Here is a 22,559-nt window from a genome sequence, read left to right as displayed (position 1 = left end):
ATAGAGGGGCCGGACGTGTGAGGGGTGCGTCCGGCCCCTCCCCCGTGCCCGGACCCGTCCGACGATCCCGCTGCGGCGTTGCTCAGGCGACCGGCTGGGCGACGTTCTGCCGGACCCACTCGACGATCGACGCGGTGGTGGCGCCCGGCGTGAAGATCTTGGCAACGCCCAGCTTCTCCAGCTCGGGAATGTCGCCGTTGGGGATGATGCCGCCACCGAACACGACGATGTCGCGGGCGTCCCGCTCACCGAGCAGTTCCAGCACCCGACGGAACAGCGTCATGTGCGCGCCGGAGAGCACGGAGAGGCCGACCGCGTCGGCGTCCTCCTGGATGGCGGTCTCCACGATCTGCTCGGGAGTCTGGTGCAGGCCGGTGTAGACGACCTCCATCCCCGCGTCCCGCAGGGCTCGCGCGACCACCTTGGCGCCCCGGTCATGGCCGTCCAGACCTGGCTTCGCGACGACGACCCGAATACGAGAGCTCATCAGCGCACACCTTTCACCGGCTCCACGGCCTTCACCTGAACGAACGGTAACCCGGCCGACCGGGCCCGGGAAATCCGGGCTGGAAACCCGTTCGGCCGATCGGCTCCGGAGGGCGGTGTCACCGGGAGTGCGGGCGAGCCCGCCAGTGGCATCCGGCGATGCGCCCGTCAAGCCGGACGACTCCGCCGGATCGGTCACGCTCGGCGACGAACGGGCAGTAACGAGGGCACCGTCTGGCGTCACGATGCGTGACAACCACGGACACAAACGGACAGATCGACACGCCAATTCTGCGCTCTGGCTTGTGACTCGCCTGGGGGTTGGCTAACGTGTCCACGGTTGTCATCAGGTCCATGGACGGGTGACGACGCGGTCAGCGGACGTTCACCAGACGTCCACCGGCCGCTTCGGAACCCCGACAACGGAGGGTGTGCGTGCGCCAGCGCCTGTCGTCTGAGCCCGATAGATATCGCGGTCGTCGCCGCGTACCCACCCCCCCGCGTAGCCGTTACGCCGCGGTCGTCACCACCGCCTTCGTCGGAGCCGGCATCGTCGCGCTCGGCGCGGGCGCGATGCCGGACGCCAAGGACGTCAGCTCCTCGGTCCTCGACGAGCTGAAGCAGGCGTCGGCCACCAGCCAGGACGCGGCAGCCCGTGCCGACAACGCCGACCGCGCCTCCCGGGACAGCCGGGGCAAGGACGCGGCCGAGCCCGAGGTCTGGCTCCTGCCGCTGCAGGGCTACGACTTCAACTCCCCCTACGGCGTCCGCTGGGGCAAGATGCACACCGGCGTCGATCTGGTCGCGCCGGAGGGCACGCCGTACCTGTCGGTCCACGACGGGGTGGTCACCAAGGCCGGCTGGTACGGCGGGTACGGCCAGGCGGTGATCGTCCGGCACGCCGACGGCAGCGAGGCCATCTACGGCCACTCCTCCGCGTTGAGCGTCAAGGAGGGCCAGGAGGTCAAGGCGGGCGACCAGCTCGGGCTGGTGGGCTACACCGGCCACTCCTACGGCACCCACCTGCACCTTGAGATCCATGTCAAGGGCCAGCCGGTCGACCCGGTGCCGTTCCTCCAGGAGCGCGGAGTGGACATCAAGCTGCAAGTCGAGGCAATTTACAGCGAGGTAGCCGCGTCCTGACGCTGCGTACTGACCGTTGACCGCCCGGATCTGTTGATCCGGGCGGTTTTCTCTTGCCCGCAGGATGCGGATGTCTGCTGGGTCACAGCACCGACTGTGACCGGGGACACCAGCCAGCATGATCACTTTTACGGACGGAACGCCCCACACCGGGTCATACCCGGGCAGCAGACGTCCGGCCGGCCGGGCGCCCGTTCGGTCCCCCTACCCGCCGCGACCCTGGCCGACACCAGTATTTCGAGGTCAAGTGCCCCTCGACTGTGAAGGTCCGCCGTGCAGGAAGACAGCCCCGTCCAGAACGAGAACACCCCCGACACCGGCGCCGAGCGGCCGACGAGCACCGGCCGGCGGAACCGGCTCATCGTGCTCGGCGCGGCCGCCCTGGTCGCCCTGGGCCTCGGCGGCGTCGCCGTCGCCACCACCGGGTCGGACCGCCCGGCGCCCGCCGTCGTCTCCCTTGAGGCGCAGAACCGTGCCGAGGCCGCCAGCCGCGCGGACCGCGCCGCCCGTGAGTCGGACGCGCCGGCCTCCCCCTCGGCCAGCCCGACGCCGAGCCCCTCGGCGGTCAGCGCGAGCCCGACACCGACCAGGACGGCCACCGCGAAGCCGAAGCCGAAGAAGACCACCAGGCCCACGCCCGCCTGGGTCGACCCGATGCCGGGCGCCGCGGTCACCTCCTGCTACGGGCAGCGCTGGGGCACCCTGCACGCCGGTATCGACCTGGCCCTGCCCTCCGGCACACCGATCCACGCCGCGGCCTCCGGCACGGTGGTCCAGGCCGGCGACGCCGCCGACGGGTACGGCAACTCCGTCTTCGTCGACCACGGCAACGGTTACCTGACCCACTACGCCCACCAGAGCCGCATCGCGGTCACCGTCGGTCAGAAGGTCAAGGCCGGTCAGGTGATCGGCTACGAGGGCGCCACCGGTGACGCCACCGGCCCGCACCTGCACTTCGAGGTGCACCAGGGCATGTGGAACCAGATCGACCCGGCACCGTTCATGCGGGCGCGCGGCGTCGACCTGGGCTGCTAGCCGGCAAGCAGAAGGGTGGCCTCCGCACTCGCGGAGGCCACCCTTCTGGGTAGGTAGGGGTGCTGCGGTCAGAGCTTGTCGATCGGCGCGTGCCGCAGCACCAGCCACATCGTCTGGTCACCGAAGTCGATCTGCGCGCGGGCGCCTGGGCCGTGCCCCTCGACAGTGACCACCCGCCCCAGCCCGTAGCGCTGGTGGTTGACCCGGTCGCCGGCCGCCACCTTCGGCCCCTGCGGCAACTCGCTGGCCGTGGTCAGCCGGCTGGCGTCCACGCCGAGCCGCTTCGCCAGCTGGGCCGCCTTCGGCGTACCCCCGTTGAAGGTGCCTCGCCCACCGGGCGCGCGGTCCGCGCGCCCACCGACGCCGCCGCCCCCACCGGCCCACGACGTGTACGACCCCTCGGTGCGCTCCCAGTGCACCAGCTCCGTCGGCAGCTCCTCCAGGAACCGCGACGGCGGGTTGTAGGCCGGCTGCCCCCAGGCCGAGCGGGTCACCGCCCGGGAGAGGTAGAGCCGCTGCCGGGCCCGGGTGATGCCGACGTACGCCAGCCGGCGCTCCTCCTCCAGCTCCCGGGTGTCGCCCAGCGAGCGCAGGTGCGGGAAGACGCCGTCCTCCAGCCCGGTCAGGAAGACCACCGGGAACTCCAGGCCCTTGGCGGTGTGCAGCGTCATCAGGGTGACCACGCCCTGATGGTCGGGGTCGTCCGAGGGGATCTGGTCGGCGTCGGCGACCAGCGCGACCTGCTCCAGGAAGCCGGCCAGGGTGGCCCGCTCCCCCTCCTCGCCCAGCGCCTCGATCCGCTCGGTGTACTCCCGGGCGACGCTGACCAGCTCCTGGAGGTTGTCCACCCGACCGGCGTCCTGCGGGTCCAGGCTCTCCTCCAGCTCGGTGAGGTAGCCCGAGCGGGTCAGCAGCGCCTCCAGCACCTCCTCCGGGGTGCCGGTCTCGGCCAGCGCGCGAGCGTCGTCGAGCAGCGCCACGAAGTCGGCGATGCCGTTGGCCGCCCGGCTGGAGATGCCCGGCGCCTCGCGCGCCCGGCGCAGCGCGGCGCCGAAGGAGATCCGGTCGCGGCTGGAGAGCGCCTCGACGCACGCCTCCGCGCGGTCGCCGATCCCCCGGCGCGGTGTGTTCAGCACCCGCCGCAGGCTCACCGTGTCGTCGTCGTTGACCACCGAACGCAGGTACGCGAGCGCGTCGCGGACCTCCTTGCGCTCGTAGAAGCGCACCCCGCCGACCACCTTGTAGGGCAGGCCGACGCGGATGAACACCTCCTCGAAGACCCGCGACTGGGCGTTGGTGCGGTAGAAGACGGCGACGTCGCCGGGGCGGGTCTCGTCGGCGTCGACCAGCCGGTCGATCTCCCGGGCCACCCAGTCCGCCTCGGCGTGCTCGGTGTCGGCCACGTAGCCGACGATCCGCTCGCCGGCGCCGGCCTCGCTCCACAGCCGCTTGGGCTTGCGCGAGGTGTTCCGGTCGATCACCGCGTTGGCCGCGTTGAGGATGGTCTGGGTGGAGCGGTAGTTCTGCTCCAGCAGGATCGTCCGCGCGTCGGTGAAGTCCCGCTCGAACTCCAGGATGTTGCGGATCGTGGCGCCCCGGAACGCGTAGATCGACTGGTCGGCGTCACCGACCACGCACAGCTCGGCCGGCTCCAGCCCCTCGGTGCCGGAGACCAGCTCCTTGATGAGCGTGTACTGCGCGTGGTTGGTGTCCTGGTACTCGTCGACGAGGACGTGCCGGAACCGGCGGCGGTAGCTCTCCGCGACGTGCGGATGGGACTGGAGCAGGTGCACCGTCGTCATGATCAGGTCGTCGAAGTCCAGTGCGTGCGCCTCGCGCAGTCGCCGCTGGTAGAGCGTGTACGCCTCGGCCAGCGCCCGCTCGTTGGGCCCCTTGGCCCGCTCCGCGAACTGCTCCGGGTCGACCAGCTCGTTCTTGAGGTTGGAGACCTGGGCGGCCAGCCCGCGCGCCGGGTAGCGCTTGGGGTCGAGGTCCAGCTCGCGGGTGACGAGCTGCATCAGCCGGCGGGAGTCGTCCGCGTCGTAGATCGAGAAGGTGGACTTGAGGCCGGCGTGCTCGTGCTCGGCGCGCAGGATCCGCACACACGCCGAGTGGAACGTCGACACCCACATCAGCCGGGCCCGCGGGCCGACCAGCGAGGCCACCCGCTCCTTCATCTCACCGGCCGCCTTGTTGGTGAAGGTGATCGCGATGATCTCCCCGGGGTGCACGTCCCGCGCGGCGAGCAGGTAGGCGATCCGGTGGGTGAGCACCCGGGTCTTGCCGGAACCGGCGCCAGCCACGATCAACAGCGGCGAGCCGGCGTGGGTGACCGCGTCGCGTTGCGGCCCGTTCAGCCCGGCGAGCAGCTGCTGCGGATCGAGGCGAACGGCGGCCGGCCGGGGCCGGTCCGGGCGAGCCGGCGCGGACTCCGGCGCAGGCGGGGACGCGGGGATGTCGAAGAGAGGATGCATCGCCCGCCAAGTCTATGCCCGGGGCCGGACACTTCCCGACCGCGCGGTGTCGTGGTCGGCGCCCCCGCACCGCGCCGACCGGTCGAACCGCTTGCGCGCGGGCGGCCCGCATGGGCATACTCGACGGCGTGTTCGCTCAGCGCTACTACTTTTACTACGGCACCGGGAGTCCGGCTGCCGTAGGTCGCGCCTGATCGATCAGACCTGCGAAAAGCCCCGGGCTCCTGGAGTCCGGGGCTTTTCTGTCCCGGGATCCGGGCACCGGGGCACCACAGTGCGAGAGGTGCCCGATGATGACAGACGTGGCGGAGCAGAGCGACGGCCCGGTCCGGCCGGGGGCGCAGCAGCCCTCGACCAACGGGAACGAGCCGGTGGTGGCGACGACACCGCCGGCCGGGGACGGCGGGCCGGCCGAGGCACGGACGGGCACCGCGGAGCCGGTCGCCGCCGCGCGGATCGTGCAGATCAGAGAACGGATCGACGAGATCGACAACGCGTTGATCGCGCTGTGGCAGGAACGGGCCGCGCTGTCCCAGGAGGTCGGCGCGACCCGGATGGCCTCCGGCGGCACCCGCCTGGTGCTCTCCCGGGAACGGGAGATCCTGGAGCGCTTCCGGGGCGCACTTGGCGCCGACGGCACCCAACTGGCGTTGCTGCTGCTCCGCGCGGGCCGCGGCCCGCTGTGAGCCCCACCCCGGCCGCCCCGGGGACAGACGAAACCGCCTGCCGTCGTCGCGATGACGTCGGCAGGCGGTTCCGGTGGTTCAGCGGTTCACACCTCGTGGGTGGCGACGATCTCGCGCCGCTCGGCGAAGTGGCAGGCGCTCGGGTGGTCCGAGCCCCGCCGGATCTCCAGCAGCGGGACCTGCTCGGCGCAGACGTCCTGCGCCTTCCAGCAGCGGGTCCGGAACCGGCAGCCCGAGGGCGGGCTGATCGGCGACGGCACGTCACCGGTGAGCCGGATGATCGTCTTGTTGTGCCGCTGGGTCGGGTCCGGCACCGGCACCGCCGACAGCAGCGCCTGGGTGTACGGGTGGGTCGGCCGCTCGTAGATCTCGTCCTCGGTGCCGATCTCGACGATCTTGCCGAGGTACATCACCGCGACCCGGTCCGACAGGTGGCGGACCACCGACAGGTCGTGCGCGATGAAGACGTACGAGAGCCCGAACTCGCCCTGGAGCTGCTCCAGCAGGTTCATCACCTGGGCCTGGATGGAGACGTCCAGCGCCGACACCGGCTCGTCACAGACGATCACCTCGGGGCGCAGCGCGAGCGCCCGGGCGATGCCGATGCGCTGGCGCTGACCGCCGGAGAACTGGTGCGGGTACCGGTTGATGTGCTCCGGGTTGAGCCCGACCAGGTCGAGCAGCTCGCGGACCTTGGCCCGGCGGCTGCCCTTGGGCGCCACCTCCGGGTGGATCTCGAACGGCTCACCGATCAGGTCGCCGACGGTCATCCGGGGGTTGAGCGAGGTGTACGGGTCCTGCATCACCAGCTGGATCTGCCGGCGGAGGCGCCGCAGCGCACCACCGGAGAGCTTGGAGATGTCCTGGCCCTTGTAGACGACGCTGCCGGCGGTCGGCTTCTCCAGGTTCATCAGCACCCGGGCGAGGGTCGACTTGCCGCAGCCGGACTCGCCGACCACGCCGAGGGTCTCACCGGTACGCAGACCGAACGAGACCCCGTCGACCGCCTTGACCTGACCGACGGTCTTCTTGAACACCACACCCTGGGTGACGGGGTAGTGCTTGACGAGGTCACGGACCTCGAGGATGTTGTCAGTCACGGTTCACCAGCTCCTCGGCGAAGTGGCAGGCGCTGGCCCGGGCGTGACCCACCTGCAGCAGCGGCGGGATCTTCTCCCGGCAGACCGGCTGAGCCATGGGGCAGCGCGGGTTGAACGGGCAGCCCGGCGGGATGTTCATCAGGTTCGGCGGGAGACCCTTGATCGTCCGGAGCTGCTGCCCCTTCTCGTCCATGCGCGGGATCGAGTCGATCAGGCCCATCGTGTACGGGTGCGCCGGCTTGGCGTACAGGTCGTACACGTCGGCTTCCTCGACGATCCGGCCCGCGTACATCACGGCGATCCGGTCCGCGACGTCGGCGACCACGCCGAGGTCGTGGGTGATCAGGATCATGCCCATCTGCCGCTCACGCTGAAGCTCGGCGAGCAGGTCCATGATCTGGGCCTGCACGGTCACGTCGAGCGCGGTGGTCGGCTCGTCCGCGATCAGCACCTCCGGGTCGAGCGCCAGCGACATCGCGATCATCGCGCGCTGCCGCATACCGCCGGAGAACTGGTGCGGATAGTTGTTGAACCGGCTCTTGGCGTTCGGGATCTTGACCTGGTCGAGCATCTCGATCGCGCGCTTCTTGGCATCGGCGCGGCCCATGCCCCGGCGGACCCGGAACTGCTCGGCGATCTGGAACCCGACGGTGAACACCGGGTTCAGCGCGGAGAGCGCGTCCTGGAAGATCATCGCGATGCCCTCGCCGCGGATGCGGCGGCGCTCCTCGTTGGACATGCGGAGCATGTCCTTGCCGTGGAAGCGGACCTGCCCGCCGGTGACGAACCCGGGCGGGGTGTCGAGGATGCCCATGATGGTCTGCGCCGTGACGCTCTTGCCGGAGCCGGACTCGCCGAGCACGGCGAGGGTCTCCCCCGCGTCGACGTGGTACGTGACCCCGTTGATGACCTTGGCGACGCCGTCCCGGGTACGGAACTCCACCCGCAGGTCGTCGACCTCGAGCAGCCGGCCGGAGGGACGTCCGGACCCGCCGGTTCCCGGCGCGGACTGCTCGGACACGAGAATGTCGGACAACTGGATCTCCCCTAGCGGAGTTTCGGATCGAGGGCCTCGCGGACCGCCTCACCGAGCATCACGAAGCTCAGAACAGCGGTGACGAGGAAGGCGGCGGGGAAGAACACCAGCCCCGGCGCGACCCGGATGAACTGCTGGCCCTCGCTGATCATGATGCCCCAGGACACCACCGGCGACTTCAGGCCGACGCCCAGGAACGACAGCGTGGCCTCGGCGCCGATGAACGAGCCGACCATGATCGTGCCGTAGACCAGAAGCGGGGCCAGGCAGTTCGGCAGCAGGTGCTTGAGGATGATCCGGCCGGTGCCGGCGCCCAGCGCACGGGCGGCGACGATGTAGTCGGCCTCCTTGGTGGCCAGCACCGAGGACCGCATCAGCCGCATGACCACCGGCCAACTCAGCACGGTCAGGGAGGCGATCACCAGGCCCATGATCTGGGCCTTGCTGTTGCCCGAGCCCGAACCGTTGAACGTGGTGAGGATGACGATCGCGCCGAGCACGAAGGGCAGGCCGAAGAACACGTCCGCGATCCGGCTCAGCAGACCGTCGACCCAGCCACCGCGGTAGCCGGAGATGATGCCCATGGTGCCGCCGACCAGCAGGGTGCCGACCACGGAGAGCACGGCGACCACGATGGAGGCCCGCGCGCCGTAGATGACCCGGGCGTAGACGTCCCGCCCCTGCACGTCGTAACCGAACCAGCCGTCCGCGCCCGGCTTGTTGAGGCTCCGGGACAGCGAACCGTTGACCGCGTCGGCGCCCGGTGCGAACAGCGCCGGGAAGGCCGCCATCAGCAGGAAGATGACGATCAGGGTGGCCGAGATCCAGAACAGGGGCTTGCGGCGCAGGTCCCGCCAGGCGTCACCGAGCAGGCCACGCGGCTTCTCGTTGCTCTGCGGCCCCGGGGCGGTGGAGGCGCCGGCGTCGGTCGGCTGCGCGGGAGGGGTGCTGACGATCGATGCGGTACTCGGGTCACTCATAGCGGATCCTCGGGTCCAGGGCGGCGTAGAGCAGGTCAACCAGCAGGTTCATCACGAGATAGACCAGCACCAGGACGACCACGATCCCTACCACGGTAGCGCTCTCTTTGGTGACGATCGCGCGGAAGACCTGCCGGCCGATTCCGTTGATGCCGAAGATGCCTTCGGTGACGATCGCTCCGCCCATCAGGGCACCGAGGTCGGTGCCGAGCAGGGTGACCACCGGGATGAGCGAGTTGCGCAGCAGGTGCACACCCACCACCCGGCGCATCGGGAGGCCCTTGGCGATGGCGGTACGCACGTAGTCGGCGCGGCGGTTCTCCGCGATGCTCGTTCGCGCCACCCGGGCGATGTACGCCACTGACGCGCTACCGAGCACGAAGCCCGGCACGATCAGCTCGGAGAGCCGCATCTCGGAGGAGACGGTCGGCTTGATGATGCCCCACTGCACGCCCAGCAGCCACTGGAGCACGAAGCCGACGACGAACACCGGCAGCGCGATCAGGAAGAGGGTGGAGACCAGGACCAGGTTGTCCAGGAAACCGTTGCGCCGCAGACCGGTCAGCACGCCGGCGCCGAGGCCGATCACGGCCTCGATGGCGAGCGCCACCAGGGCCAGCTTCAGGGTGTTCGGGTACGACGTCAGGATGATGTCGCTGATCTCGCGCTGCGAGAACGTCTGACCGAAGTCGCCCTGGAGCAGGTTCTTCATGTAGTTCGCGTACTGCACGAAGACGTTCTGGTCCAGGTGGTACTTCTCAGTCATGAAGGCGATGTACTGGTCCGGGCAGCGGCGCTCACCGCACTTGCCGGCGAACGGATCGCCCGGAACGGCCCAGACGAGGGCGTAGATCAGGAACGTCGTACCGATGAAGACCGGCACGAGTTGGAGCAGCCGTCTCAACAGATAACGGCCCATGGGGTGGTCCTCCAGACAGGGGGCGCGTCGGACGGCCGACACGGTGGTGACAACGTGGCGAGTGAAGTGTTGTAACACCCACTCGCGGAACGGCCCCGGGTCGGGCTCACCGGATGTGGCGAGCCCGACCCGGGGTCAGACCGTTCGGATCAGAGCTCGACCGAGGTGATGTCGAGTTCGCCGACGTTGTTCAGCTCGAGCTTCTTGATCTTCTCCGAGTGGCCGGACTGCTGACCGTAGAAGTAGATCGGGATGCTCGGGACGTCCTGGTCGACAAGCTCGACGGCCTTGGAGAACGCCTCGTGCGAGGCCTCCAGGCTCGGCGCGGCGCTGGCCTGCTTGGCCAGGGCGTCGACCTGCGGGTTGCTGTACAGGCCGTCGTTCGAGGAACCACCAGTCACGTAGAGCGGGTTGACCCAGTTCTCCACGTCCGGGTAGTCCTGCTGCCAGGCGGCACGGTACGGGCCGGTCATCTTGTGGGCGTTGATGTTCTGGCGGAAGACCGCGAACGTCGGCACACCCTCGGCGCGAGCCTCGATGCCCAGGTTGGTCTTGACCTGCTGCGCAACGGCCTGCATCCAGTCAGCGTGGCTGGAGTCGGCGTTGTAGTAGAAGACCATCTCGCCCGTGAAGCCACCGGCCTCGGTCAGGAGCCGCTTGGCCTCGGTCGCGTCGAACTTGCAGGCGGTGCAGTTACCCGGCTTGGCGCCCGGGGTAAGCGGGTTCGCCCAGCTGTCGGCGGGCTTGCGGGTACCGAAGAAGATCTTGTCCGAGATCTCCTGCCGGTTGATCGCCAGCGACACCGCACGACGCAGCTTCGGGTTCTGGAAGCGCTTGTCGTAGGTCGGGAACGCGATCAGCGCGGTCGACGGCGTGGTGGTCGAGAGCCCCCGCTCACCGAGGTCGGTCTTCCACTTGTCACCGGCGAGCGCCGAGGTGGGGACCGTCTCCATGAAGTCGAGGTTGTTGGCCAGCAGGTCGCTGTAGGCCGCGTTCTCGTCCTGGTACAGCTTGACGTCGACGTCCTTGAGCTTCATCTTGTCGCGCAGGTTGTAGTCGTCGAAGCGCGTCAGCTTGATGAGGACGTTGTCCTCCCACGACACGAACTTCACCGGGCCGTTGCCGACCGGCTTCTTGCCGAACTCTTCCGGCTTCTGCGTGAAGAACACGTCCGGCAGCGGCATGAAGGCGCTGTAGCCGAGCTTGGTCGGGAAGACCGCGGTCGGCGCGGACAGGGTGACCTCGAAGGTCTGGTCGTCGACGACCTTCAGACCGGACAGCTTCTCGGCGGTCGGCGCCGGGGCCTTCTGCGGGCCCTCGCCGTCCGGGTCGGAGGTGTAGGTCTGCTCGAAGCCCGCGATGTCCGAGAAGAAGGTGCCGTTCTGCGCACCGTTCGGCGAGTAGGCGGCCCAGTTCCAGGCGTCGACGAAGTTCTTCGCCTTCACCTCGGTACCGTCGTGGAACTTGGTACCCTTCTTGATCTTGATCGTGAAGACCTTGGAGTCCTTGGTGTCGATGGACTCGGCCAGCGCGTTGCGCGGGGCCCCACCGTCGTTCGGGTACTCGACCAGGCCGGTCCACAGCCAGTCGATGACCTTGCCGCCACCGGTCTCCGTGGTGTTCGACGGGACCAGCGGGTTCTCCGGCTGGACGCCGTGGATGACGATCGAGCCGTCCTTGCTGGCGGCGGCGTCGCCGTCGCCCTCACCGCTCGAGCAACCGCTCGCGACAAGCGCGGCAGCCGCGCTGAGCGCGATCGCGCTCGTCGCCCGCTTCGAGACTCTCATTCCGAGGGGCCTCCTCTTTCTAAGACCTGGTTCCGTCGTGGGTTTCACGCACGTCTGGGGGTGACACCGCCCGACCACCCCGGGGCGCGGGTCGCCGGGACCACAGGGAAGTTGGGGACACCCCTGATGTTCCGATCCGCCGGGCTCCCTCACCGACGAGGCGCAGCCCTACGCAGGCGGCACAGCCACGAACCACCGCCGAAACAGCAGAGGTCGTGGTCGTGGAGCGTACGGAGTGCCACACACCGAGGGTGAGGTGCTGCCACTGTGACACCCACTGGCCGCTTCCGTGAAGGTGCCGTTATCAAGCCGTTAGTTGCCCGCCACGTTGCCGATACTTGAAAAATGATCATAAAAAGGTCGAGTGAGGCAGCTCTGAGCAGGAAAGACTCGGTCCGGCCGGGCTGCGGCGACCCGCGTAGGCTCGGGTCCTGTGAGCTTCCCCGCTTCCGCTCCGGTGCTGTCCGACGTCCGCCGAGCGCTCGCCGTCTTTGCCCATCCGGACGATGTCGACTTCGGCTGCACGGGCACGATCGCCGGCTGGGTGGATGAGGGTATCGAGGTCGGCTATCTGATCATCACCCGGGGCGACGCCGGCGGTTTCGACGACACCCCACGCGCCGAAATGCCCCGTTTGCGCGAGGCGGAACAGCGGGCCGCGGCGGCCGAGGTGGGCGTACGACAGGTCGACTTCCTCGACGGGTACGCCGACGGCATGCTCACCCCCACGCTCGAGCTGCGCCGGGACATCGCCGCGGCCATCCGCCGATTCCGGCCGGACCGGGTGCTGACCAGCTCACCGCTGCGACGCTGGGAGCTGCTGACCGGGCCGAGCCACCCCGACCACCTGGCCGTCGGCGAGGCCACCACCTGCGCCATCTACCCGGACTCGCGCAACCCGTTCGCGTTCCCGGAACTGCTGGCCGAAGGGTTGGAACCGTGGGTGGTCCGGGAGGTCTGGTACGCCGGCGGCCCCGACCCGGACCACGCCGTCGACATCACCGACCGGTACGACCGCAAGGTCGCGGCGCTGCGCGCCCACCGGTCACAGACCGCCCACCTGGACGTACCGACCTGGATCCAGGAACGGCTCGCCGTGGTCGCCGCCGACGCGGGGTTGCCGCCCGGCCGGCTGGCCGAGGCGTTCACCGTGCTCCGCACCACCTGAGCCACCCCCACCCGCGCGGCGGCCCTCGGCACCCGGCCCGGACGGCATCGGCCCCGACACCGCGCGGGGCGGAGCCGGGGCCGATGGTGGAGCCGGAGCGGATCAGGCGGTGAAGCGCACCTTGCGGCGGCGGACCATCAGGACCGTCACCGCACCCGCGGCGAGCAGCAGCACGCCAACGGTCGCCGCGGTCGCGATCGGCGAGCCGGTCAGCGGCAGGCCGCCGCCGTTGCTCGCCGGCGAGGTGGACGGCGCCGGGCTCGCCGGCGACGAGTCCGTCGGAGTGGCCGACGGGGTGGCCGGCGACGGAGTCGCGCTCGGGGTCGCGGCCGGCGTCGAGGGGGACGCCGACGGCGTCGGAGCGGTGAACCCGGCCTGCGCCCGGGCGGTGACCGTCGCACCGGTGCTACCGCCGAGGATCAGCTTCTGCGCCGCGGTCTTGCCGGTGAACAGGAACACCCGGCCGAAGGAGACCGAGTCCTGCGCGGTCAGCGTGACGTTGACCGTGCCGGCACCGTCGGCGGACAGCCAGAACTGGCCACCGTTGGTGGTCGTGGTGACCGGCTTGCCCTCGGCGTCGACAGCGGTGCCGCCGGTGGCCGCGATGGTGATGGCACCGGCCGGGCCCTTCACCGTGAACGGGCCGGCCTTGCCGCCGACCGTCGCGGTGGCGTTGGCCGGGTCGACCGACAGCTCGGCCCGCGGCTCCGGCTGGTCGGTGGCGTTCTTGACCAGGTAGTCGCGGACCTTCTGGATCACGTCGTACTGGTCGCGGGCGAGCAGGCCCTTCTCCCAGGCACCCAGCTTGACCCCGTCGCTGAAGTGCCAGACGGCGGTCTGGGTGCCGAAGTAGAGCAGCGTGTCCAGCCGCTTCTGCCCGACCTTCGTGGTGACACCGGCGGCGGCGAGCAGCGCGGTGGAGTTGGCGTTCGGGTAGCCGTGGGTGAGCACCCACTGCACCTTGCCGAGGTTCTTCACCTGGGACTCGTCCCAGGTGCCCTCCTCGTACTTACCGTCGAGCTTCACGCTGGTGTGGTAGTCGATGCAGAACGCCGGCACCAGCTTGCCGTCGATCCGCAGCGCGAGCGCAGACGTGGTGCGCTGCTTGCCGTTGAGCTTCAGCGTGACATCGGTGCCATCGACCGCCTTGGCCACACCGAGCGCCAGCGCGCCACCCGCGACGGCCGCCAGCGCGACCCGCGCCCAGCGTCGTCCTCGTTGTCCGAGCATCAAGATTCGTGCACCTCTCCCCAGAGTGACCCGCAGACGCGGGCACACGTGAGCCACAGCCTCCGCGGGATGCGCACCACCCGCGCGCGGAGACGGGACCGGGGCATTATGGGACGACGGTTGATCGTTTGTCAGCCCCCGGCGGCGGCATCCGTCTCATGTGCCCCAATTGCCAGGGGAGAGGAATTGGTCACACGAGGCGGCGGTCCGCCGCCCACCGGGAGAGCTCGTAGCGGTTGGACATCTGGAGCTTGCGCAGCACGTTCGACACGTGCGTCTCCACCGTCTTGATGGAGATGAACAGCTCCTTCGCGATCTCCTTGTACGCGTACCCCCGAGCCAACAGCCGCAGCACCTCCCGCTCCCGGTTGGTGAGCTGGTCCAGCTCCGGGTCGGCGACCGGCGCGTCCGGACGGGCGGCGAAGGCGTCCAGCACGAACCCGGCCAGCCGGGGGCTGAACACGGCGTCACCGTCGGCGACCCGGCGGATCGCCGCGGTCAGCTCGTCCGGCGAGATGGTCTTGGTGACGTATCCCCGGGCACCCGCACGGATCAGCCCGATCACGTCCTCCGCCGCGTCGGAGACGCTCAGCGCCAGGAACTTGACCTGCGGGTGACTGCGCCGCATCGCCTCCAGCACCGCGCGACCACCGCCGTCGGGCATGTGCACGTCGAGCAGCACCACGTCCGGCCCGGTGGCGGCGATGCGGGTGACCGCCTCGGCCACCGTGCTCGCCTCGCCCACCACCTCTACGTGGGCGCCGAGTTCCGCACGCACCCCGGCCCGGAACATGGCGTGGTCGTCCACCAGGAACACCCGTAGCCGCTCGGGGCGGGCGTCCGCCGGGTCGAGGTGCTCCATCGGCTGCTCGGCCATGGTCATCTGTTCCTCTCAGCTGCGGAGGAGTCCCGGGAGATCGGCAGGATCAACCGGACCTCGGTCCCCTCCCCCGGTCCGGACCGGATCTCGGCCCGTCCGCCGTGCCGCTTCATCCGCCCGATGATCGAGCCGCGTACGCCGTGCCGGTGGTCCTCCACGGTATCCGGGTCGAAGCCCTTTCCCCGGTCCCGGACGAAGACGCTGACCTGATCGGGCTCCACCTCGGCGTAGAGCGACACCGTCTGCACCTCGGCGTGCCGGGCCGCGTTCACCAGCGCCTCCCGGGCGGCGGCGACCAGCGCGCCGACCCGCTCGTCGGTCTCCCGGTCACCGACCACGACCGCCTCCACCGTGATGGCGAAGGTGTCCTCGACCTCGGCCGCGGCCTGCTCCAGGGCGGCGGCGAAACGCTCGTTCGGTGACGCGGTGGGCTTGTAGAGCCAGTTGCGCAGCGAACGCTCCTGCCCCCGGGCCAGCCGCTGCACCGTCTTGACGTCGGAGGCGTTGCGCTGGATCAGGGCCAACGTGTGCAGGACCTGGTCGTGCACCATCGCCGCCAGCTCGGCCCGCTCCTGTTCGCGGATGCGTCCCTCGCGTTCCGAGCGGAGCTGGCTGTACGTCCGCCAGAGCACCGGCGCGGCGACCACGCCGACCCCCGCCAGCCCCACCAGCGCGAAGATCACGCCGTTGATGACGGCGTCGAAGTTCTGCGCCGGCGAGTAGACCGCCGCGACGCCGATGATGCCGACCGCGACCAGCACCCCGCCGCCGATGAACCGGAGCACGAAGGCCCGCCGGTCACTCTCCTCGACGACCGCGCCGAGCCACGGCACCGGCATGGTGTCGCCCCACCGCCGGCGCCGCTCGGGCGCGGACTGGTGCCAGATGACACCGGCGCCGACCGCGATGATCGCCACCAGCCAGCCGGCGGTGCCCGCCGCGCCGACCGAGTCGAAGACCATCACCTGGATCAGCAGGACCCCGAGCCCGATACCCACGAACGGCAGGAGCTGGGCCACGTCCCGCCGGGGCGGCACCGCCGTGTCGCCGGGCCGCAGCGGCACCACCGCCCAGAAGGCCGCGTAGAGCAGCAGGCCGAGCCCGCTCAACCCGAGCAGCACCATGAACGCCACCCGCACCCGCAGCACCGAGATGCCGAGGTGGTCGGCGATACCGGCGGCGACGCCGGCGGCCATCCGGTGCTCGGGGGCGCGGTAGAGGCGCGGGGGCGGCGGGGTCAAGGTGCTGATCGGAGGCTCCCTGGTCACGGTGGGGGTGCGCTGGTCGAGCTCGGTGGATCCGATCGTCACACGTTGCGGCGCCCGCGACCACGGGGACGCCCCCGACATTCCAGCCGCCCGGATCTCAGGGTGGGGTCAGGGTCGGGTCCTGAGGTCGTTCGGGCGGACGGGGCAGCAGGATCGAGACATGACCGAGGAAGCTGCCCCGCCGCCCCGTCCCGGGCCGGCACAGCCGGGCGGTGCATCACCGCCCTCACCAGCCGCGACACCCGCCGGCTGGACCGAGCCCACCACGTTCGGCCCGCCCACCGGCGCGGCCAGCGGGTACGGCACCGGCCCGGCAGCCGACCAGGCACCGGGCGACCCGGGAGCGGGCCACGGCCCCGGCGGCGCGGGCTACGGGCCGGGCGTCGGCTTCGCCGCCGGCACCGGCTACGGAGCGGGAGGGGCCACAGGCACACCACCCGGGCCGTCGGCGCCGCCACCGCCGCTGGGCGGTGCCGGCTTCACCTCGCGGTACGGGCTGGTCCGCCCGCGCGAGGGGCGGTACCTGGCGGGGGTCTGCGCGGCGATCGGCCGCGCCACCAACACCGATCCGGTGCTCTGGCGCGTGCTCCTCGCGGTGCTCGGGTTCTTCGGCGGCATCGGCATCCTGGTGTACGTCGCCGCCTGGCTGATCATCCCGAACGAGGGTGACACCGCGTCCCCGGTGGAATCCATGCTCGGGCGCGGCCGGTCCAGCATGTCGCCGGTGACCGTGATCATCCTGGGCATCCTGGTCGCGGCCAGCTTCGGCTACATCGTCACCGACGCCTTCCGCGCCGTGCTGCTCGGCGCGGCCATCCTGATCGGCGGTGCACTGTTGCTCAACCGGGACAGCCGAGGGCCACAGGCCGGCACGCCGGGCGGCCCGACGCCCGCCGGACCGGTCGGTCCGCCACCCGGGCCGGTCCCGCCGGTCGCCTGGCCGGCACCGGCGTACGGCACCGTGCCGCCCGCCGGCCCGCTGCAGACCGCGCCCCTGGCCGGCGGCGACCCGGCGTACACCATGGGCGTGCCGCCGACCGCGCCCTCGCCGGTCGTCGGCGCACAGCCGGCCGCCGGTGCGCAGCCGTTCGCCAGCGCGCAGCCGGTGTCCGGGACCGGTCCGGTGTCCGGGCAACCGTCCGACACGGGTCCACAGGCAGGCTGGCCGGCACCCGCCGCACCGGCCTGGCCCAGCACCGGCGTGCCCAGCACCGGCTGGTCGTCGGCACCGGTGACCGGCGCCCCCACCGCCCCGTCCGGCTACCCCGTCGCACCACCTCCACCGCAGACCGGATACCGCCCGCCGTTCGCGCCGCACGGCCCGTACGCCTCGCCGGCCCCGGCCGCGTACCCCCCGCCCAAGCCACCGAAGCCGCCGAAGCGTCCCCGTGAGCGGTCGCCACTGGGCGCGGTGACCTTCTCGCTGATCTTCCTGGCCCTCGGCGTGGTCGCCCTGCTCGACCTGCTGGACGTCTTCGACGTCGGCGCGTCGGCGTACTTCGCGGCCGCTTTGGCCACGATCGGGCTGGGCCTGCTGGTCGGCAGCTGGTTCGGCCGGGCACGTTGGCTGATCGCCCTCGGCCTGGTCACCGTCGCCGCACTGGGGACGGCCACGGTCGCCGAGTCCTACGACCGGATCCGCGGGGTCGACGGCGCGGTGACCTGGGCGCCCACCGACTACCGCGACCTCGCCGACCGGTACGAGAACAGCTTCGGTGACGCCGTGCTCGACCTGCGCGCCATCGACTTCTCCAAGCGGGAGAGCCAGGTGACCGTCGCGATCAACTTCGGCCAGGCGACCGTGGTCGTCCCGCCGAACGTGGACGTCACCACGGTGGCCGACGTCAACGCGGGCGACGCCACCATCTTCGGCAACCGGTCCGGCGGGTTGGACGGCCGCCTGCGCGAGTCCACCGATCTCGGCGCGGACGGCGCCGGGGGCGGGACGCTCCGCCTGTACATCCACGTCAATGCGGGCAACCTGGAGGTGACCCGGTGAAGGCACACCGTACGGATCTGGTGTCGTTCGCCTTCGGGCTGGTGTTCCTGGCGCTGTCGGCCTGGTGGCTGCTCGCCCAACTGCTCGGGCTCGCCCTGCCGCCGGTCGGCTGGTTCCTGGCCGGCGCGCTGATCCTGATCGGGGTCTTCGGGCTGGTGGGCGCGCTGCGGTCCGGTCGGCCGAGCCAACCGGAGCCGACCGGGCAGGCCGCCTCGACCGAGCCGGCCGCGCCGGTTTCCGGGGCCTCCGCGCCGACGTCCGGCGCGGGCCTGCCCGCCTGGGAAGCCGAACGCTCCACCTGGGACGCCCCTGCGCCGAGACCGGCATCGGAGTTCCCGACCGCACAGATGCAGGTCCCGGAGGCGCCGGCCACGGAGCTGCGGGCACCCGAAGCGCCGACCACCGAGATGCGGGCGCCGGAGACGCCGACAGCGGAGGTGATCCACCCGGCCTGGCTGGCCCACGCGCCGTCCGAGCCGGAGACGGCGCCGATCTCCGGTCGGCCCGGCGACGAGACCGACGAGCCGACGAGCGGAATCCCCGCCGGTTCGGCCGACGAGCCGACCCTGATCGACCGGCCGGTCGAGCCCGGCGGCGACCACCAGGGGGACGAACGGGAGGGTCAGCGACGGGAGTCCTGATCCTGCGCCTGCCCGCGTCGGCCATCCTGACCGCTACGGCGGTGCGGCCGGCGCGGGCAGGCGCATATGCTGGCCGGTGGAGATTTCGCCTCCGCCGGCCGGCCCGTCCCGCCGTGGCGGTCCCGCCGCGATTCCCGTCTCTACCCCGTCAGGAGCCCGTCCGACATGACCCAGTCCCCCGCCGTGCGTTCCACCGGTCGGTCCGGTCCGGTCCGCATCGGCGAGCGAGCCGCCCGGACGCTCGTCACCGAGCTGGCCCGGATCAACGATCCCAAGGTCGCCCTGCTGGTCGGCGCGAGCCCGGAGTCCGCGGTGCTGGCCGCGGCGATCGAGGCGCTGCTGCCCGGCGACCGGCTGACCGTGGTGCCCGCCGAGTCGTCCGGCGCCACCGTGCTCCGCGAGCACGTCACCGCCCAGGGCCGGTGGGTCGCCGACCGGGTGCGCGTGGTCGACTCGCTGGCCGAGGCGGAGGCCGCCGGGGTGGTCATCGCCGGCGAGGCGTTCACCGGCACGGCCGAGGAGACCCGCAGCGGCATCGAGGGCATGGCCAAGTACCTCGCCGACGGTGCGGTTCTGAGCGTGGCCACCACAGCCACGCCCGGGCGGACCGCCGGCGCCGCCGCCGAGCTGGCCCGGCAGGACGCCCTCTACGGCGTCGGCGCCGACCTGGTGCTGCGCAACTCGCCGCCGGTACGGGTCTACCGGCTGCGGTTCACCCCGGCCAGCGCGGCCTCGGCCGACCGGTTGGCGCCGGCGCACCGGCCGTCGAGCGTGCCGCTGACCCGGGGCATGCACATCGACTCCAACGGGGTGGCCGCGGCGGGCATCACGCTCGGCCTGGCCGTGCTGGCCCGGGTGGCGCGTCCCTCGTCGAAGCTCTGGCTGCTGCCGGCGTTGGCCGCCGGGCCGGTCGCCGCGTTCTTCCGCGACCCGGAGCGGGACGTGCCGGAGGACCCGAACGCCGTGGTCGCCAGCGCCGACGGGCAGGTCCTGTCGGTGCAGCGGCTGCACGACGAGCGTTTCGGCGACGGCGAGTGGCTGCGGGTCGCGGTCTTCCTGTCGGTGCTGGACGTGCACGTCAACCGGGCTCCGGTCGCGGGCAAGGTGGTGGACTACTTCGTGGCCGACGGCGGCTTCGTCAACGCCATGAAGCCGGACGCCGAGCACAACGTGGCCGCGTACACCGTGCTGGACACCTCGCGCGGCACGGTGGTGGTCGCGCAGCGGACCGGGCTGATCGCCCGCCGGATCGTGCAGCGCGCGCCCATCGGCGCGCTGCTGGCGAAGGGTGAGCGCTTCGGGCTGATCCGGTTCGGCTCCCGGACGGACGTCTACCTGCCGGCCGAGGCTGCCGAGCCGCTGGTCGGGCCGGGCGACAAGGTCGTCGGCGGGTCCACGGTCATCGCGCGCTGGCGCTGACGCGATCGACAGACGGAAAACGGGGCGCCGCTGACAGCGGCGCCCCGTTTTCGTTCGCGTGGATCAGGCGGTACGCCGCTGGCGCAGCCAGAGCACCGGCCCGCTGACCAGGTAACCCACCACGATCAGGGCGAACGTGAGCCGGATGTCGACCAGCGCGCCGATGACCGGGGCGAGCCACAGCCACGGCGGCAGCTTGACCAGCCGGGCGAGCTTGGCGTACGGGAAGCTGGAGACCATCGCGAAGGCGAGCAGCGCCACCCCGGCGACCAGCACGGGCCCGGGCACCGGGAGGCCGATCGCGACGGTCACGGCGAGCACCGCCGCCGCCATGGTGGTGGGCACCCCGCAGAAGAAGCGGCCGTCCTTGGGCGAGACGTTGAAGCGGGCCAGCCGGATCGCGGCGCACGCCGCGACCAGGGCGCAGGCCACCGCCGCCGCGGCCGTCGAGACGGAGCCGGCGAGCGAGGCGTAGACCACGACCGGTGCGGCGAGGCCGAACGAGCACATGTCGGCCAGTGAGTCCATCTGTGCGCCGAACGGGCTGGCCACGCCGAGCCGACGGGCCAGCGCGCCGTCCAGGCCGTCGAAGGCGACGCAGGCGATCAGGCAGAGCGCCGCGATGCGCACCTCACCCTGCATGGCCTGGAAGATCGCGAGCATGCCGAGCATCAGGCTGGCCAGGGTGCACGCGTTGACCAGGCCGAACTTCATCCGGCGGGCGACGGTGCGCTCACCGGGAAGCAGGGGGATCGACCCGGCCGAAGCCTCGTCGGCGTGTGCCATCGGCGGCAGCGCCGGGCTGACCGGCACGACCGCCTCGATCTCCGCCCGACGGGTGCCGAGCGACGACCGGCCGAGCCGGTCCAGGCCGTAGCGGCGGCGCTGCCGCTCGGCGTACCGGTGCTCGGGCAGCGCCACGTCGGTGGTGTGCAGGTCGCCGTCGCGGCGACCCACCCGGACCAGCAGCACCTGGCGGGCGAACGTGCTGCTGCGGCGCAACCTGCCCGCCCAGCGACGCCCTGCGGGGCGCGGACTGTCAGTCGTACGACGCCGGCGCCAGGGGGCTCTCGGCACGTTTCCTCCATAACCGGATCAGCTGACCGCCGTGGGGGCGGGTGTCCGGCTGTCTCGTGCCGGACCTTGCGTGGCCCGGCAGCCGTTTTGCGGAGTACACCATCGCATAGGGGAACAGGACTTGGCGATAGCTGCCGGCGGTACTTGTAACTGGGTTAAACCGCTCGAACCGCTCTCTTATTCCCATGCCGGGCTTCATCGCCCGTTTCCTCCACCATTCCCTCCTTCGACTGTACCGGAGGGTCACCATCTCGGCTCACCGAGCCGAGTGCTATCGACCCAGCTGTCCGATTGCCGAGGCAGCGATCCCGGTCAACGGCAGGTCGGCGGTCTGCGCCGGGGTGAACCAGCCCGCTCGGGCCGTCGAGCCGCCGGCGGATTCGGTGACCACCGCATCGGTGGGTACGTCCACCAGCACCCGATAGATCACCCGTACGCCGTGCCAGTCCAGGGGACGACCCTCCGGGCCGAACGCGGCGGGGTTGTGCAGATTGTCCACGCCGAGCAGCTCCACGACCCGGCCGAGCTGACCGCCCTCCTCCACCAGTTCCCGGAGCAGCCCGGTGGTCGGCTGCTCGCCGTGGTCGGTGCCGCCACCGGGCAGGTGCCACCTGCCGGCCCCCGGGTAGCCCTCGGCGATCTGGGTGAGCAGGACCCGTCCCGCCGGGTCGGTCACCAGCCCGTACGCCCCGAAGCGCAGCCGGCGGTCCGGGTGCGTCGGCGGGAACGGCTCGCGGGGTCGGTGCGTCCCGGCGGGGAGCGGGGTGACCGGCAGGCCGAGCAGTTCGGCGCTGAACGGCGCCATCGGCAGGCGGGCGGCCTCGGCGGGGGTGACCCACCGGGCCTGGTCGGTCCGACCGTCCACGGCGTCGTGCGGGGTGCCGCCGCGCACGCTCAGCTCGAACGCCAACCGGTCGGTGTGCAGCGCGACGTCGTCCTCCGGGTAGGTGACCACGTCGGCGATCGCCGCCCGCAGCCGCCCCACCGTCACGGTCAGCCCGGTCTGCCGAGCAACCTCCCGGACCACCGTGTGCTCCGGATGCTCGGCATGCGCCACCACACCACCCGGCACCCCCCAAACCCCCCGCGCCAGGTGTTCCGCAGAAACCAGAACCCGCCCCGACTCCCACAGAACCCCGTAGGCAGCAACCCGCCGCAGTTCCATCCCGCCCCGCCCCCGCTCCCGCTGCCCGGCCCCGACCCAGCCGTCGATCATGAAGTTATCGCCGTC

General features: G+C 71.3%; 18 protein-coding genes and 1 pseudogene. 7 read left to right on the top strand and 12 right to left on the bottom strand.

All coding sequences use genetic code 11. From position 1 onward, the window contains the following. Positions 1–82: 82 nt before the first annotated feature. Positions 83–487, bottom strand: a complete 405-nt coding sequence (locus tag M8C17_RS30620; protein WP_252420090.1) for a cobalamin B12-binding domain-containing protein — start codon at positions 485–487, stop codon at positions 83–85. Positions 488–921: 434 nt separating this feature from the next. Between M8C17_RS30620 and M8C17_RS30615 the strand changes: the two genes are divergently transcribed. Both M8C17_RS30615 and M8C17_RS30610 read left to right on the top strand, forming a co-directional pair. Beyond that, on the top strand, positions 922–1,629 hold the full coding sequence (locus M8C17_RS30615) for a peptidoglycan DD-metalloendopeptidase family protein (protein ID WP_252420089.1): 708 nt from the start codon (positions 922–924) through the stop codon (positions 1,627–1,629). A gap of 273 nt (positions 1,630–1,902) precedes the next feature. Further along, entirely contained in the window at positions 1,903–2,664 is a 762-nt protein-coding gene (locus tag M8C17_RS30610; protein ID WP_252420088.1) for a peptidoglycan DD-metalloendopeptidase family protein, read from the top strand. A gap of 68 nt (positions 2,665–2,732) precedes the next feature. Here M8C17_RS30610 and pcrA read toward each other — a convergent pair whose 3' ends face one another. Then, positions 2,733–5,138: a DNA helicase PcrA gene (gene pcrA, locus M8C17_RS30605; protein WP_252420087.1), complete on the bottom strand. Its 2,406-nt coding sequence runs from the start codon at positions 5,136–5,138 to the stop codon at positions 2,733–2,735. Positions 5,139–5,428: 290 nt separating this feature from the next. Here pcrA and M8C17_RS30600 point away from each other — a divergent pair, with 290 nt between their 5' ends. Next, on the top strand, positions 5,429–5,824 hold the full coding sequence (locus tag M8C17_RS30600) for a chorismate mutase (protein ID WP_252420086.1): 396 nt from the start codon (positions 5,429–5,431) through the stop codon (positions 5,822–5,824). An 86-nt stretch (positions 5,825–5,910) separates the two neighbouring features. Here the strand turns inward: M8C17_RS30600 and M8C17_RS30595 are convergent, their stop codons facing one another. The 5 genes from M8C17_RS30595 to M8C17_RS30575 form a co-directional block, all read right to left on the bottom strand. Next, positions 5,911–6,924, bottom strand: a complete 1,014-nt coding sequence (locus M8C17_RS30595; RefSeq protein WP_308209607.1) for a dipeptide ABC transporter ATP-binding protein — start codon at positions 6,922–6,924, stop codon at positions 5,911–5,913. Then, positions 6,917–7,945, bottom strand: coding sequence for an ABC transporter ATP-binding protein (locus M8C17_RS30590; RefSeq protein WP_252420118.1), 1,029 nt, complete (start codon positions 7,943–7,945; stop codon positions 6,917–6,919). Before M8C17_RS30590 ends, M8C17_RS30595 begins: the two co-directional genes overlap by 8 nt. 26 nt (positions 7,946–7,971) lie before the next feature. Continuing rightward, a complete protein-coding gene (locus tag M8C17_RS30585) occupies positions 7,972–8,940 on the bottom strand; it encodes an ABC transporter permease (RefSeq protein WP_252420085.1) in 969 nt (322 codons plus the stop codon). Continuing rightward, positions 8,933–9,859 (bottom strand): ABC transporter permease, encoded by a 927-nt coding sequence (locus M8C17_RS30580; RefSeq protein WP_252420083.1) that lies wholly within the window; start codon positions 9,857–9,859, stop codon positions 8,933–8,935. The genes M8C17_RS30585 and M8C17_RS30580 overlap by 8 nt, the downstream gene beginning before the upstream one ends. Positions 9,860–10,008: 149 nt before the next feature. Then, positions 10,009–11,646 (bottom strand): ABC transporter substrate-binding protein, encoded by a 1,638-nt coding sequence (locus M8C17_RS30575; RefSeq protein WP_252420081.1) that lies wholly within the window; start codon positions 11,644–11,646, stop codon positions 10,009–10,011. Between the two features lie 433 nt (positions 11,647–12,079). Between M8C17_RS30575 and M8C17_RS30570 the strand changes: the two genes are divergently transcribed. Beyond that, entirely contained in the window at positions 12,080–12,814 is a 735-nt protein-coding gene (locus tag M8C17_RS30570) for a PIG-L deacetylase family protein (protein ID WP_252420079.1), read from the top strand. Between the two features lie 102 nt (positions 12,815–12,916). Here M8C17_RS30570 and M8C17_RS30565 read toward each other — a convergent pair whose 3' ends face one another. The 3 genes from M8C17_RS30565 to M8C17_RS30555 form a co-directional block, all read right to left on the bottom strand. Continuing rightward, positions 12,917–14,044: a Cys-Gln thioester bond-forming surface protein gene (locus tag M8C17_RS30565; RefSeq protein ID WP_252420077.1), complete on the bottom strand. Its 1,128-nt coding sequence runs from the start codon at positions 14,042–14,044 to the stop codon at positions 12,917–12,919. Between the two features lie 190 nt (positions 14,045–14,234). Continuing rightward, on the bottom strand, positions 14,235–14,921 hold the full coding sequence (locus M8C17_RS30560) for a response regulator transcription factor (RefSeq protein WP_252420075.1): 687 nt from the start codon (positions 14,919–14,921) through the stop codon (positions 14,235–14,237). A gap of 2 nt (positions 14,922–14,923) precedes the next feature. Beyond that, complete coding sequence (locus M8C17_RS30555; protein WP_252420116.1) at positions 14,924–16,192, bottom strand: ATP-binding protein; 1,269 nt, start codon at positions 16,190–16,192, stop codon at positions 14,924–14,926. Positions 16,193–16,352: 160 nt separating this feature from the next. Between M8C17_RS30555 and M8C17_RS30550 the strand changes: the two genes are divergently transcribed. The 3 genes and pseudogenes from M8C17_RS30550 (at position 16,353) to M8C17_RS30540 (ending at position 20,251) form a co-directional block, all read left to right on the top strand. Beyond that, positions 16,353–18,191, top strand: a complete 1,839-nt coding sequence (locus M8C17_RS30550; RefSeq protein WP_252420074.1) for a PspC domain-containing protein — start codon at positions 16,353–16,355, stop codon at positions 18,189–18,191. Continuing rightward, positions 18,188–18,433 (top strand): annotated as a pseudogene (locus M8C17_RS32375) (hypothetical protein); the annotation flags it as partial. The gene M8C17_RS30550 and the pseudogene M8C17_RS32375, both read left to right, overlap by 4 nt. Before the next feature lie 564 nt (positions 18,434–18,997). Continuing rightward, positions 18,998–20,251: a phosphatidylserine decarboxylase gene (locus M8C17_RS30540; RefSeq protein WP_252420073.1), complete on the top strand. Its 1,254-nt coding sequence runs from the start codon at positions 18,998–19,000 to the stop codon at positions 20,249–20,251. Between the two features lie 63 nt (positions 20,252–20,314). Here M8C17_RS30540 and M8C17_RS30535 read toward each other — a convergent pair whose 3' ends face one another. Together M8C17_RS30535 and M8C17_RS30530 are read right to left on the bottom strand one after the other, a co-directional pair. Then, positions 20,315–21,253 carry a phosphatidylcholine/phosphatidylserine synthase gene (locus M8C17_RS30535; RefSeq protein WP_252420072.1) on the bottom strand — a complete coding sequence of 313 codons (939 nt, stop codon included), beginning with the start codon at positions 21,251–21,253 and terminating at the stop codon, positions 20,315–20,317. Between the two features lie 346 nt (positions 21,254–21,599). Next, the gene (locus M8C17_RS30530) at positions 21,600–22,493 is read right to left on the bottom strand and encodes an NUDIX domain-containing protein (RefSeq protein ID WP_252420114.1); all 894 of its coding nucleotides are present in this window, start codon (positions 22,491–22,493) and stop codon (positions 21,600–21,602) included. Positions 22,494–22,559 lie beyond the last annotated feature (66 nt).

The organism is Micromonospora sp. RHAY321, assembly GCF_023896955.1.
Taxonomy (GTDB): Bacteria; Actinomycetota; Actinomycetes; order Mycobacteriales; family Micromonosporaceae; genus Micromonospora.
This window is presented reverse-complemented; position numbering and strand designations above follow the sequence as displayed.

Bases quoted from the DNA above. Each gene is read 5' to 3' on its own strand.
- M8C17_RS30530 (WP_252420114.1), bottom strand. From the start codon at position 22,493: ATGGAACTGCGGCGGGTTGCTGCCTACGGGGTTCTGTGGGAGTCGGGG.
- M8C17_RS30565 (WP_252420077.1), bottom strand. From the start codon at position 14,044: ATGCTCGGACAACGAGGACGACGCTGGGCGCGGGTCGCGCTGGCGGCC.
- M8C17_RS30550 (WP_252420074.1), top strand. From the start codon at position 16,353: ATGACCGAGGAAGCTGCCCCGCCGCCCCGTCCCGGGCCGGCACAGCCG.
- M8C17_RS30600 (WP_252420086.1), top strand. From the start codon at position 5,429: ATGATGACAGACGTGGCGGAGCAGAGCGACGGCCCGGTCCGGCCGGGG.
- pcrA (WP_252420087.1), bottom strand. From the start codon at position 5,138: ATGCATCCTCTCTTCGACATCCCCGCGTCCCCGCCTGCGCCGGAGTCC.
- M8C17_RS30575 (WP_252420081.1), bottom strand. From the start codon at position 11,646: ATGAGAGTCTCGAAGCGGGCGACGAGCGCGATCGCGCTCAGCGCGGCT.
- M8C17_RS30585 (WP_252420085.1), bottom strand. From the start codon at position 8,940: ATGAGTGACCCGAGTACCGCATCGATCGTCAGCACCCCTCCCGCGCAG.
- M8C17_RS30580 (WP_252420083.1), bottom strand. From the start codon at position 9,859: ATGGGCCGTTATCTGTTGAGACGGCTGCTCCAACTCGTGCCGGTCTTC.
- M8C17_RS30540 (WP_252420073.1), top strand. From the start codon at position 18,998: ATGACCCAGTCCCCCGCCGTGCGTTCCACCGGTCGGTCCGGTCCGGTC.
- M8C17_RS30620 (WP_252420090.1), bottom strand. From the start codon at position 487: ATGAGCTCTCGTATTCGGGTCGTCGTCGCGAAGCCAGGTCTGGACGGC.
- M8C17_RS30560 (WP_252420075.1), bottom strand. From the start codon at position 14,921: ATGGCCGAGCAGCCGATGGAGCACCTCGACCCGGCGGACGCCCGCCCC.